12 protein-coding genes are annotated in these 12,700 nt (G+C 56.5%); 8 read left to right on the top strand and 4 right to left on the bottom strand.

Going from position 1 to position 12,700, the window contains the following annotated elements:
• Window positions 1-12: 12 nt before the first annotated feature.
• The 3 genes from trmL to ACMV5I_RS24870 all read left to right on the top strand — a co-directional run bounded on the left by trmL (window position 13) and on the right by ACMV5I_RS24870 (window position 3,171).
• Window positions 13-486, top strand: coding sequence for a tRNA (uridine(34)/cytosine(34)/5-carboxymethylaminomethyluridine(34)-2'-O)-methyltransferase TrmL (gene trmL / locus ACMV5I_RS24880; protein ID WP_021807233.1), 474 nt, complete (start codon window positions 13-15; stop codon window positions 484-486).
• A gap of 215 nt (window positions 487-701) precedes the next feature.
• The gene (rhaT, locus tag ACMV5I_RS24875; RefSeq protein WP_024527897.1) at window positions 702-1,736 is read left to right on the top strand and encodes an L-rhamnose/proton symporter RhaT; all 1,035 of its coding nucleotides are present in this window, start codon (window positions 702-704) and stop codon (window positions 1,734-1,736) included.
• Between the two features lie 10 nt (window positions 1,737-1,746).
• Complete coding sequence (locus ACMV5I_RS24870; RefSeq protein WP_414825510.1) at window positions 1,747-3,171, top strand: arabinose isomerase; 1,425 nt, start codon at window positions 1,747-1,749, stop codon at window positions 3,169-3,171.
• A gap of 3 nt (window positions 3,172-3,174) precedes the next feature.
• Here the strand turns inward: ACMV5I_RS24870 and rhaR are convergent, their stop codons facing one another.
• Both rhaR and rhaS read right to left on the bottom strand, forming a co-directional pair.
• The gene (gene rhaR / locus ACMV5I_RS24865; protein ID WP_414825509.1) at window positions 3,175-4,014 is read right to left on the bottom strand and encodes an HTH-type transcriptional activator RhaR; all 840 of its coding nucleotides are present in this window, start codon (window positions 4,012-4,014) and stop codon (window positions 3,175-3,177) included.
• Window positions 4,015-4,099: 85 nt separating this feature from the next.
• Window positions 4,100-4,921, bottom strand: coding sequence for an HTH-type transcriptional activator RhaS (rhaS, locus tag ACMV5I_RS24860; RefSeq protein WP_024482890.1), 822 nt, complete (start codon window positions 4,919-4,921; stop codon window positions 4,100-4,102).
• Between the two features lie 377 nt (window positions 4,922-5,298).
• Here rhaS and rhaB point away from each other — a divergent pair, with 377 nt between their 5' ends.
• From rhaB to rhaM, 5 genes are all read left to right on the top strand, one after another.
• Window positions 5,299-6,714 (top strand): rhamnulokinase, encoded by a 1,416-nt coding sequence (rhaB, locus tag ACMV5I_RS24855; protein ID WP_414825514.1) that lies wholly within the window; start codon window positions 5,299-5,301, stop codon window positions 6,712-6,714.
• Entirely contained in the window at window positions 6,711-7,967 is a 1,257-nt protein-coding gene (locus ACMV5I_RS24850; RefSeq protein WP_024482892.1) for an L-rhamnose isomerase, read from the top strand. Before rhaB ends, ACMV5I_RS24850 begins: the two co-directional genes overlap by 4 nt.
• 10 nt (window positions 7,968-7,977) lie before the next feature.
• The gene (rhaD, locus tag ACMV5I_RS24845; RefSeq protein WP_024482893.1) at window positions 7,978-8,802 is read left to right on the top strand and encodes a rhamnulose-1-phosphate aldolase; all 825 of its coding nucleotides are present in this window, start codon (window positions 7,978-7,980) and stop codon (window positions 8,800-8,802) included.
• Between the two features lie 67 nt (window positions 8,803-8,869).
• Window positions 8,870-10,018, top strand: a complete 1,149-nt coding sequence (gene fucO, locus ACMV5I_RS24840; RefSeq protein ID WP_261457752.1) for a lactaldehyde reductase — start codon at window positions 8,870-8,872, stop codon at window positions 10,016-10,018.
• A 16-nt stretch (window positions 10,019-10,034) separates the two neighbouring features.
• Entirely contained in the window at window positions 10,035-10,349 is a 315-nt protein-coding gene (rhaM, locus tag ACMV5I_RS24835; protein WP_024482895.1) for an L-rhamnose mutarotase, read from the top strand.
• A gap of 47 nt (window positions 10,350-10,396) precedes the next feature.
• Here the strand turns inward: rhaM and ACMV5I_RS24830 are convergent, their stop codons facing one another.
• Window positions 10,397-10,852 carry a GNAT family N-acetyltransferase gene (locus ACMV5I_RS24830; RefSeq protein ID WP_121608318.1) on the bottom strand — a complete coding sequence of 152 codons (456 nt, stop codon included), beginning with the start codon at window positions 10,850-10,852 and terminating at the stop codon, window positions 10,397-10,399.
• Between the two features lie 99 nt (window positions 10,853-10,951).
• A complete protein-coding gene (locus ACMV5I_RS24825; protein ID WP_414825508.1) occupies window positions 10,952-12,457 on the bottom strand; it encodes a PLP-dependent aminotransferase family protein in 1,506 nt (501 codons plus the stop codon).
• Window positions 12,458-12,700 lie beyond the last annotated feature (243 nt).

Genomic DNA, 12,700 nt, shown 5'->3' with positions numbered 1-12,700 from the left:
GGGGCTTTTTACATGCTGAATATCGTTTTATTTGAACCTGAAATTCCGCCGAACACCGGCAACATCATTCGCCTGTGTGCCAACACCGGTTTCCAACTGCATCTGATCGAACCTATGGGTTTCCCGTGGGACGACAAACGCCTGCGCCGTGCCGGGTTGGATTATCATGAATTTGCCTGCATCAAGCGCCATGCCGACTATGCCGCCTTCCTCGCCAGCGAAAATCCACAGCGGCTGTTTGCCCTTACCACCAAAGGCACACCAGCACACAGCGCTGTCAGCTATCAGGCTGGCGACTATCTGCTGTTTGGCCCGGAAACCCGTGGCCTGCCCGCCAGCATTCTGGATGCCTTGCCCGCACAGCAGAAGATCCGTATTCCCATGCAGGCCCAAAGCCGCAGCATGAACTTGTCCAACGCCGTCTCGGTGGTGGTTTACGAAGCCTGGCGCCAACTGGGTTATGCGGGCGCACTGCTTAAAGAGTAACCCCTATTGGGCGATCGCCTGCCAGCCAGACATCGCCCCATCGCCGCCCTGCCAAATTTGTGATCGTCAACACCCGCACCCGCTGAATTTTGCCATGCTCTCCCGGCAACCGGCAGCCAACCGAAGGTTCCTTCCCTGCTGTCTCTTTAGACTCCCTGTTCATCCGTGGTCTCTGCGCTCTACGTCACCACGCCAACAACAACAAGGATAACAAGATGAACAACGCCATTCTGCTAGGGATACTCTGGCACCTGGTCGGGGCGGCCAGTGCGGCCTGCTTCTACGCGCCATTCAAACAGGTCAAAAACTGGTCTTGGGAAACCATGTGGTCGATCGGCGGTTTCGTTTCCTGGCTGATCCTGCCATGGGCCATCAGCTATATGCTGCTGCCGGATTTTTGGCAGTATTACGGCTCATTCAGCGCTGCCACCCTGCTGCCGGTGTTCCTGTTCGGCGCCATGTGGGGGATCGGTAATATCAACTATGGCCTGACCATGCGCTATCTCGGGATGTCGATGGGGATTGGTATCGCCATCGGCATCACGTTGATCATAGGCACATTGATGACGCCACTGTTACAGGGCCGCTTCGAACTTCTGTTCGGCACCGCCGGTGGTCGCCTGTCGCTGGTTGGGGTATTTGTGGCGTTGGTCGGCGTAGTGATCGTCAGCTATGCGGGCTTGCTGAAAGAGCGGGCCATGGGCATACGCGCCGAGGAATTCAGCCTCAAGAAGGGGCTGGCGCTGGCGGTGATGTGCGGCATTTTCTCCGCCGGTATGTCCTTCGCCATGGACGCGGCCAAACCGATGCATGAAGCCGCCGGAGCACTGGGCATCGATCCGTTGTATGTTGCTCTGCCAAGCTATGTGGTGATTATGGGCGGCGGCGCGCTGATCAACCTGGGCTACTGCCTGATCCGCCTGGCCACCCTGAAAAATATCTCGGTGAAAGCTGATTTCTCACTGCCGAAAAAGCTGCTGGTCGCCAACGTATTGTTCTCCATGCTGGCTGGATTGATGTGGTATCTGCAATTCTTCTTCTACGCCTGGGGCCACGCCAAAATCCCGGCACAGTACGACTACATGAGCTGGATGCTGCACATGAGCTTCTACGTGCTGTGCGGCGGCATCGTCGGGCTACTGCTGAAAGAGTGGAAATGCGGGACCAGAAAGCCGGTGGCAGTGCTGTGCCTCGGTTGCCTGGTGATCATCCTGGCTGCCAACATTGTGGGCTTGGGCATGGCGTCTTGAGGAGCGAAAAATGAACAGTTCGTTGAATATTTTGCTGTTTGGTATCGGGCTTGACACTTACTGGCCGCAGTTTAGCGGCCTTAAGCCCCGGCTTGAAGGCTACCTCGAACAGATCGCCGAACGCCTTTCCAACGGCCATCGGGTTCAGCGTGGCGGGCTGGTGGATTCGGTCGCTGCCGCCGATGCGTTGCTGGCAGAGGCTCGCCACCAGCCGGTAGACGTGGTGGTGCTTTACATCAGCACCTACGCGCTTAGTGCCACCGTATTGCCGCTGGTGCAAGCCTTGGGTAAACCGGTGTTGGTATTAGCCTTGCAACCCGAGGCCGGTTTGCCCTACCAGAAAATACGCGCCATGGCAGATCGTGGCGATCGCACCGGCGAATGGCTTGCCCACTGCCAGGCGTGTAGTGCTCCCGAATTGGCCAACGTATTTAATCGCGCCGGGATCGAGTACCAACTGCTGGTGGGGGCGTTACAGGGCGATCCACAGGTCTGGCAGGAGTTGGACAACTGGCTGACCGCTTTCACGCTGCGTAATGCGTTAAGCACCACGCAGATCGGCCTGCTCGGCCACTATTACGACGGGATGATCGACGTCTACAGCAATCTGACCAACCTTTCCGCCCAGCTCGGTATGCGTTTCAAACCGCTGGAAATGTGCGAGCTGAACGCTCTGCGCCAACAAAGCACCACAGCGCAAATCCAGCTTAAGCGGGATGAAATGCACAACACATTTGTGGTCGACGAGCTCTGTTCAGAGGCCGAATTGCAACGCGCTGCGCATACCGCCTGCGCGCTGGATCGGCTGGTAGAACGGCATGGGCTGGGCGCAATGGCCTATTACTACGAAGGGCACAACGGCAATGATTACGAGAATATCGTTACGTCGGTGATTGCAGGTAATACTCTGCTGACCCAAAAAGGCATCCCGATCGCTGGTGAGTACGAAGTCAAAAATGCGATCGCCATGAAAATCTTCGCCCTGCTGGGAGCAGGTGGATCCTTCTCTGAGCCTTACGGCATCGAATTCGAGGATGACGCCGTGCTATGGGGCCACGATGGGCCTGCGCATCCGCTGATGGCAGAAGGCGATGTACGCCTGGTGCCGCTGCCGGTGTATCACGGCAAGCCGGGATGTGGCGTTTCGATTCAGATGTCGGTGAAGAACGGCCCGGTCACCTTCTTATCGGTGGTTGAGGAGCGTAACGGCGACGTCGTGTTGCAGTATGCCGAGGGGCTCTCGGTGGCGGGGGAAACGTTGGATATCGGCAATACCAACAGTCGCTACCGTTTCAGCCTGGATGCCAGAACCTTTACCCGTGAGTGGTCATTGGCTGGCCCTGCCCACCACTGCGCTATCGGTATTGGCCACCAGGGCGATCGGCTGGAAAAGCTCGCTCAGGTACTGCATATTCGCACAAACCGGATCGCCTAGCCCCTAGGCAATAAACCGTTGGCGATACTCGCGCGGGGTCATTCCGGCCTCGCGCGTGAACACCACGGAAAAGTAGTTACTGTCTTCAAACCCGCATCGGGCGGCAATATCGCTGATGCGGTATTCGCTGCGGCGTAGCAGACGCTTGGCCTGGCATAAACGGATCTGGCGCAAATAGTGGTTGATGGTCATGCCGGTTTGCTGGCGGAACAGCAGCTTCAGCGCCCGCTCAGTCAACTGATGCTGCTGGCAAAATGCCGGCAGATCAAAGTCGCCGTCGATGCCGCTTTGCAACGCCGCCATCAACAAGTCCAACTGTTCCCCGTCCGGCAACATGTGCACGCAATCCACCGCATAGCGATAGCGTTTGAGCACGATCGCCAACTGTAGCAGTAAGGCTTCGGTCAACTGGATAGAGAGCGAATCGGTTTTACGGCTCTCCTGCGAAAGCTGAGCGATAATCGGCCGGGCCTGCGTCATGCCTTGAGTAGAGAGCCGCCAGTAACGCTCACTGGAGGTATCAAACGGCGGTAGTAGGCTTTCCCACTGGGCATTCAATCGCAGACGCTCCGGGCAATAGATGACGTTATCCAGCACCAGATCGTGTACCGACTCGTAGCTGTGGCAATCGCTGGCACGGATATAAAAAATATCCCCGCAGGTGATCCGGTAAGGGCGATCGTTCAGCACGTGTAGGCCATTGCCACGCCAAACGATCACAATCTCGCAAAACTGGTGAGTATGCGTGGCAAATCCCATCTGGGGATAGCGCTCCGCCACGGCCACCGGCATCTGTACAGAGGGCAGGTAATCGCGGCTCTCTAACAGTAATGTCTCCCTCATCTCACACCCTTCCTATTTGGCACGACTGGGCATTATTGCCGAACCCACGGCGAGGAAAATTGACGCAGTCGTGATTTTCACGTCGCTAGCGCATGCCACGTAGCGCACGGGGTGGGCAGGTAAACTCACGCTTGAACAGGGTCGAAAAATGGTTGCTGTCGCCGAAACCACAGCGAAAAGCGATATCGGTGATGCTGCTATCGCTGTGGCACAGCATATGGCGCGCCTGTAGCAAACGCAGGTGGGTCAGATAGCGCTGTGGCGTCATATTGGTGTGCTGTTTCAGTTGCCGGTGCAGCGTCCGCAGCGGGATGGCAAAGCGATCGGCCAGCTCGGACCATTCGATCGATTCAGCATAGTGGCCCTGGAGCCAGTCCAACAGCTGATGCAAACGCCCCTCCTGATCGTCCCCCTGCCGGGCCAGACAACCCTGCCACAGCTGCACCAACAGCTGCATAAATACGCTTTCATGCAGCGCAATCTCTTCTGGCCGCTCACCTGCAGGTGCCGCCGCGAGCTGCGCAATCAACCCCTTGACCTGTTGCAACACCTGCTGGCTGATGCGCCAATGGGCCGGGTAGACACCATCGGCCTCGCGCGGCAGGAACTGCTCCACGCCTGAAACAAAGCGGAAAGCGTCCGGCGCCCGGAACAGAATATTGGTCAGGATCAGGCCGTCGGTCTGTTCAAACAGGTGGCGATCGTGATCGCGCACAAAACAGACGCAACCGCTGTTAAGGGTATAGGGGTTGCCATTAAACACATGCACCCCCGCCCCCTGTTCGACAATCACAATTTCGTAAAAATCATGATGATGTTCTGGAAAAGCCTGCTGCGGCTCGCGGGGTTCGATCACCACGGGCGCGCTGCAGGAAGGGAAAAAATCACTACTGTGCAATAGGTTCATCTTGCCCCCCGGAGCTTTGGCGCGGCGGGATTACCGCGCAACGTCGGTAATCGATAGTAAGAGAAGCGCCCTGCAACAAACCTTAAGGTTTTGACCGAAAAGCGCGCTAAAGCTGCGCGTTTTTTAAGAAAGCCGTAGCAATGTTGAGAAATGCGTACAAGGTCACAACCGGGCGAAAACCGGCCCGAGTCGTAAACTGTGAGCTACTTCACCTTTACCTTTGCCATTTTGCCAATCCCCCTCTGGCGTTGGCAGTGGCGAGAAGGCCCGGGCAGCGGCAACTTCCTACACTGCTCGCATCAAGCAATCACGGGCTTTCTCTCATGACTATTCGCAATACTGTCGCCATCGACCTTGGAGCCTCCAGTGGACGTGTGATGCTGGCGAGCTATCAACCAGAGCAGCAACAACTCAAGCTGCGTGAAGTCAGCCGCTTCACCAACCGTTTGCAGCACCGGGCAGGGCAAGACTGCTGGGATCTGGATGCGCTGGAAGGCAACATCCGTCAGGCGCTGGCGCAGCTTGATGCAGAAGGCATTCGCCTTGATAGCATCGGCATCGATACCTGGGGCGTGGATTTTGTGCTGTTGGATGCCCAAGGTGAGCGGGTCGGCCAGGCCGTTTCCTACCGTGATGCCCGCACCCAGGGGCTGATGGCAACAGCCCAGCAGGATTTGGGCCGCAGCAATATCTATCAACGCACCGGCATTCAATTCCTGCCTTTCAATACGCTGTACCAGCTGCGTGCCCTGCGCGAACAGCAGCCAGAACTGGTAGATCGAGTGGCTCACCTGCTGCTGATCCCGGATTACCTGCACTTTCGCCTGACGGGGGAGCTGAACTGGGAATACACCAATGCCAGCACCACCCAGCTGCTGAATATTGAAAGCGATCAATGGGATGAGGAACTGTTGGCCTGGGCCGGGGTACCCGCCAGCTGGTTTGGCAAACCGACACCTCCAGGCAACCGTGTGGGCTATTGGACCAGCCCCAGCGGCCAGCAGATCCCGGTGATTGCCGTGGCAACGCACGACACCGCCAGCGCGGTACTTGCTACGCCATTGCAAGATGCCAATGCCGCCTATCTCAGCTCCGGCACCTGGTCGCTGATGGGCATCGAAAGCCCAATCCCGGTGGTTCACCCGGCATCATTGGCGGCCAATATCACCAATGAGGGCGGCGCAACGGGCTATCGGGTGCTGAAAAACATCATGGGCCTGTGGCTGCTGCAACGCGCCACTCAGGAATTGAACATCAGCGATCTGCCTGCCCTGATCGCTCAAGCGGCCCAACAGCCAGCCTGCCGTTCATTGGTTAACCCCAATGACGATCGCTTTATCAACCCGGCCAACATGTGCCAAACCATTCAGGACAGCTGCCGCGAACGCGGGATGCCGGTGCCGGAAACCGCAGCCGAATTGGTGCGTTGTATTTTCGACAGCCTCGCCATGCTCTACCGCCAGGTCGCACAGGAGTTGGCGACGATGCACGGCCGCCCGCTCAGCCACCTGCATATCGTCGGCGGCGGCAGCCAGAACCATTTTCTTAATCAGCTGTGTGCCGATGCCTGCGGGCTGGCCATCAGCGCCGGGCCAATCGAAGCCTCAACCCTGGGCAACGTCGGCTGCCAGTTGATGGCCTTGGACGCCGTCAGCGACATTGGGCAATTCCGCCGCATCGTGGCACAGAACTTCCCACTACAACACTTTACCCCTCGCGACAATCCAGACTTTGCCGCCCACTGGTCGCAATTTCAGTCGTTGAGTCAATTACCTAAGGAACTTTGCATATGAAAAGCTCGATCGATCAAGCTTGGGAACTGGCAAAACAGCGCTTTGCTGCCGTTGGCGTGGACGTTGAAGCCGCGATTAGCGCAATGGAAACCCTGCCAGTGTCGATGCACTGCTGGCAAGGAGATGACGTGGCCGGGTTCGAAAATCCGGAAGGCTCCCTGACCGGCGGCATTCAGGCCACCGGCAACTACCCGGGCAAAGCACGCAACGCCAAAGAGCTGCGGGCCGATCTGGAACAGGCTCTGGCGCTGATCCCTGGCCCAAAACGCCTGAACCTGCACGCGATCTATCTGGAGTCTGATACGCCAGTCGCCCGTAACAAAATTGAACCACGCCATTTTAAAAACTGGGTGGAGTGGGCCAAACAGCACCAGTTGGGGCTGGATTTCAACCCGTCATGCTTCTCGCACCCGCTGAGCGCCGACGGTTTTACGCTGTCACATGCCAACCCGGAAATCCGTCAGTTCTGGATTGAACATTGCCAGGCCAGCCGCCGCGTGTCGGCCTATTTTGGCGAACAGCTCGGTACGCCTTCGGTGATGAACATCTGGATCCCGGACGGTATGAAAGATACGCCGATCGATCGCCTGGCACCGCGCCAGCGTCTATTAAGCGCGCTGGACGAAGTGATTAGCGAAAAACTCGACCCGGCACACCATATCGACGCGGTGGAAAGCAAGCTGTTCGGGATTGGCGCAGAGAGCTACACCGTGGGTTCCAATGAGTTTTATCTCGGCTATGCCACCAGCCGCCAGACCGCACTCTGTCTGGATGCGGGCCACTTCCATCCAACCGAAGTGATCTCCGACAAGATCTCCAGCGCCATGCTGTATGTACCACGCCTGCTGCTGCACGTTAGCCGCCCAGTGCGCTGGGACAGCGACCACGTGGTGCTGCTGGATGACGAAACGCAGGCGATTGCCGGTGAGATCGTGCGCAACAACCTGTTCAACCGCGTACACATCGGCCTGGACTTCTTCGACGCCTCCATCAACCGCATCGCCGCCTGGGTGATCGGTACCCGCAACATGAAGAAAGCCCTGCTGCGTGCGCTGCTGGAGCCGACCGAGATGCTGCGCAAGATCGAAGAGAGCGGCGATTACACTGCCCGCCTGGCCCTGCTGGAAGAACAGAAATGCCTGCCATGGCAAGCCGTGTGGGAAACCTACTGCCAGCGTAACGATGTCCCGGCCGATGCCAGCTGGCTCAACAACGTACGCAACTACGAACAACAGATCCTCAGCCAACGTTAAGGGTAGCGCAATGCAACAGATAGTTTCTTCCTGGTTCGTCCAGGGCATGATCAAAGCCACCAGCGACATGTGGCTCAAAGGCTGGGATGAGCGCAACGGCGGCAACGTCAGCCTGCGGCTTTTGGCGGAAGATGTTGAGCCTTTCCGTAGCGACTTCGTGGCCGAGCCGCGCTGCGTAGAGCTGACGCAACCGGCAACCGAGCTGGCCAACTGCTGGTTCCTGGTCACCGGTTCAGGCAAGTTCTTCCGCAACGTGCAGTTGGCACCGCAAGAAAATCTGGTGCTGTTGCAACTGAACCACAACGGCACCGCCTACCACATCCACTGGGGGCTTTCGCAGGGAGGTTTTCCTACCTCGGAACTGGCGGCTCACTTCCAGTCACACATCGTGCGTATGAACGTCACCTCTGGCCGTGATCGCGTCATCATGCACTGCCATGCCACCAACCTGATCGCTCTGAGCTTTGTGCAGGAACTGGACAACGCCAGCTTCACCCGCCTGCTGTGGGAAGGCAGCACCGAGTGCCTGGTGGTGTTCCCAGACGGCATCGGCATCGTGCCCTGGATGGTGCCAGGTACTGACGGCATCGGCACCCAGACCGCCGAACAGATGCAGGAACACAGCCTGGTGCTGTGGCCATTCCACGGCATTTTCGGCTCAGGCCCAACGTTGGACGACGCTTTCGGCCTGATCGACACCGCAGAAAAATCGGCCGAGATCATGGTGAAAGTGCTGTCGATGGGGGGCAAGAAGCAAACCATTTCCGGTAGCCAACTGACGGCGCTGGCCAAGCGTTTCGGCGTAACGCCACTGGCCGCTGCGCTCAAGGATTGAGACATCGGTGCCCTGCGTCCGCTACGGCGGGCGCATCACAACGGTTTCTCATTTCAGGAGCAATATCATGAGTTTCATGCTGGCATTACCGAAAATCAGTTTGCACGGCTGCGGCGCCATTGAAGATATGGTCAAGCTGCTGGCACAGAAGCAATGGGGTAAGGCGCTGATCGTCACAGACGGTCAACTGGTTGAGCTCGGCCTGCTGGAAGGCCTATTTAACGCCATGCAGCAGCATGCGCTGCCTTATGCCATGTTCAATGAGGTGTTTCCCAACCCTACTGAAGAACTGGTGCAACAGGGCTGGCAAACGTTCAAACAGCAGCAGTGCGACTATCTGATTGCCTTCGGTGGCGGCAGCCCAATCGATACCGCCAAGGCGATTAAAATCCTGACCGGCAACCCTGGCCCCTCTACCGCCTATTCCGGCGTTGGCAAAGTCAAACATCCAGGCGTCGCCTTGGTGGCCATCAATACCACTGCGGGCACCGCAGCCGAGATGACCAGCAACGCGGTGATCATCGACAGCCTGCGCCACGTCAAAGAAGTGATCATCGACACCAACATCATCCCTGACATCGCCGTGGACGACCCGCAGGTGATGTTGGATATTCCCGCCAGCGTGACTGCCGCCACCGGTATGGACGCACTGACCCACGCGGTGGAAGCCTATGTTTCCGTAGGCGCCCACCCGCTGACCGATCACTCGGCGCTGGAAGCCATCCGCCTGATTAGCACCTGGCTACCTGCCGCTGTAGATGACGGCAAAAACCTGCAAGCGCGGGAAATGATGGCCTATGGGCAATATCTGGCGGGGATGGCGTTCAACAGCGCCGGGCTTGGCCTGGTGCACGCATTGGCTCACCAGCCGGGTGCGACCCATAATCTGCCGCACGGCGTCTGCAATGCCATCCTGCTGCCGGTAATCGAAGAGTTTAACCGCCCGAATGCCGTGGCTCGCTTTGCCCGTATTGCGCAGGCAATGGGGGCGGACACGCAAGGCATGAACGAAGAACAGGCTAGCCATCAGGCAATTACCGCCATTCGCGCGCTTTCGTTGCGCGTGGGTATTCCGGCAGGCTTCTCGGCCCTGGGTATCAAGGAAGCCGATATCGAAGGCTGGTTGGATAAAGCGCTGGCTGACCCATGTGCCCCTTGCAACCCACGCACGGCAGATCGCGAACAGGTTCGTGCGCTGTATTTAGCCGCGCTGTGACCCTTAAGGAAAACCCATGATCCGTAAAGCTTTTGTGATGCAGGTAAACCCGGATGCGCACGCCGAATACCAGCAGCGCCACAACCCGATCTGGCCAGAGCTGGAACAGGTGCTGAAGGAGCACGGTGCACACCACTATTCCATCTTCCTGGACGAAGCACGCAACCTGCTGTTTGGCTATGTGGAGATTGAATCTGAAGAACGTTGGGATGCAGTGGCCAACACCGCCGTCTGCCAGCGCTGGTGGCAGCATATGGGCGATGTGATGCCGAGCAATCCTGATCATAGCCCGGTCAGCTCACCGCTGCGTGAAGTGTTTTATCTAGAATAATCAACAGGCGACGGTTAAACCCCGTCGCCTTATTTTTTAACGCCGTACTATTTTTTACTATAAATAATAAACGAGGTTCTTTGGCCGATTTTATCGTACAGCGAACGGGCAGAGGAGTTAAACTCCTGGGTCATCCAGTAAACGCGGCTTGACTCTCTCACTTCCGCCTGTTGATAAGCTTCATTAAATAAGCTCTCTGCCACGTTTTGTCCCCGCGCGCTTTTATCAACGAACAGATCCTCAATATAACAATAGTTTTTATCACTCCAGGTCGAGGCGTGATAAACCAAATGCATAAAGCCGAGGATCTGCCCCTGATCGTTAACGGCGACCAGACCGACCAAATCCTGTTTTTGGCACAGGCGGATAAAGGTTTTTTCGGTGATTTCGGCACTGACATCGGCACGATAAAAGTGCAGATACTGCTGCCACAGATGTTCCCAACCCACTCTATCTGAAGCGATTATTTCCCTGATGGTAACGCCATTTTTAGTCATCAACATAGTCCTACCCCTGCATGTTCAAAGTGGCGCAAGTATAGGCGATGCCATAGGGCGGGGTTAATGGACCAATCCGCTATAGACACCGGACCATTTCAGCGGCTAATTATCCATCTCGTTTAAACAGCGCGTTAGCAACTGGGAAAACTGTTCGACGTTATAGGCTATCTCAATAGGGTCCAGAGCCGCGAAGCCCAGCAACCAGCCAGATAAGGGAATATCTGCAGTACAAAACTCGGAAACGCTTCTCAGAGTTAAATTATACTCAGAAGCATGATGGGCAACAGCTTGCTCAAGCTGTTTACTTTCCACCAGGCAGAGTAATTGCAAGCCACAGTTAGGCACTATAACCTTCACCTTTAAGCCGCAGTGCTTGTTGATCTCGTTAATAAACAGCGCCGCACGGGATGAATATATTTTCTTCATCATCAGGACATGTTCGCGGTAATGTCCCTGCATAATGAATTTTGCCAGCGTGCGCTGAGCGATCCCCGAAACCTGGCTGTCCGTATTCGCTCGTGCGGCGGTCATGGGTTTTACCAGCGATGCTGGCAGCACCATATAAGCCACATGCAGATCCGGGAACAGGGTTTTACTGAAGGTGCCCATATAAATGGTGCGCTGATGGGGGTCTAACCCCTGCAAACAGGCCGTTGCAATGCCTTGGTAATGAAACTCGCTGTCGTAGTCATCTTCGATGATCCACATATCCCGAGCTTTAGCCGCCTCAATTAATGCCAATCGCCTGGCCAGCGAAAGTGCTCGCCCGGTCGGATATTGGTTGGAAGGGGTGACATAGACAAATTTGCCGTTAACCTGAGAGCGAATGATTTCGTCGGTACAGATCCCCTGCTCATCCACGGTAATCGGGATAGGCGTTAGCTGGGCCGCCCGAAAGGCCTTAATCGCACCGGTATACCCCGGATTTTCGATAAAGACGCTATCGTCAGCATCCGCCAGGACCTGCGCACATAAAGACAGCGACTGCTGCGTACTGCTCACAATCAGAATTCGATCGGCCTGCGCCTTCACGCCCCGCTCGGCCAGCAGGAAATCGCAAATCGCCTCCCGCAGGTGAATATTACCCTGCAAGTTGCTGCCCGCCGAGATAGACAGCCCCTCTTCTTTGACGGTTTGCTGATATAACCTGAGCCAAGTATGGATCGGGAAATTACGGGTTTCAGGCATGCCCGGGCTAAATGCCCGCTGCTGGGGCAGGTTGCCTGGTTCAGGCCTGGCATGCTGTGACGATCTCCGGCTCAATGTGACCTGGGCGCCAGAGGGTGCAGCTGAGTGCTCGCTAGTCAGGCCCAGCAAAGGTTGCTGTCTTTGCGCGACAAAGCTTCCCCGCCCCACCTCTCTGCAGACGTATCCCTCGGTTTCCAGCGCCGTATAACAGTTCTCGATGGTCCCTCGGGATAACTGCAATGAGGCTGCCAACGCACGGCTGGCCGGTAAACGTTGGCCGGTGATGAACTCGCCCTGCTGGATCATCGTCTTGAAAGCAGCGGCCAGCGCCGTAGTTAATGAAACTTCGGGGACTGTTTGCTTGGCGAGTTTTTTTTGCAGCAAGAGAGTCTGGAGCTGCTTTTCGGTCAGGCGGTTCAAGGCGCAGCTCCACGGAGAGAGAAAACCATTAGGGTATAAGCTATAAACTGCCCTGTGATATTGCCATCACACAGCGGTTTACATGGAGTTTGGGGATATTACGACTGAGGAATTACTCAGATACCGTCGCCGTATTTGAATTTATCACGTAACTCATTGTTATAAATAAAATCAATTACTTCACTCATCATTTCATAGTCCCTAATGTAGTCCCAAAATGAAAAGTCACCCCCAAATCTGGCT

The sequence above is a fragment of the Serratia sp. T13T92 genome, assembly GCF_047530105.1.
Classification (GTDB): domain Bacteria; phylum Pseudomonadota; class Gammaproteobacteria; order Enterobacterales; family Enterobacteriaceae; genus Chania; species Chania fonticola.
The sequence above is the reverse complement of the archived record's forward strand: the minus strand, read 5'-3'. Positions and strand labels throughout refer to the sequence as shown.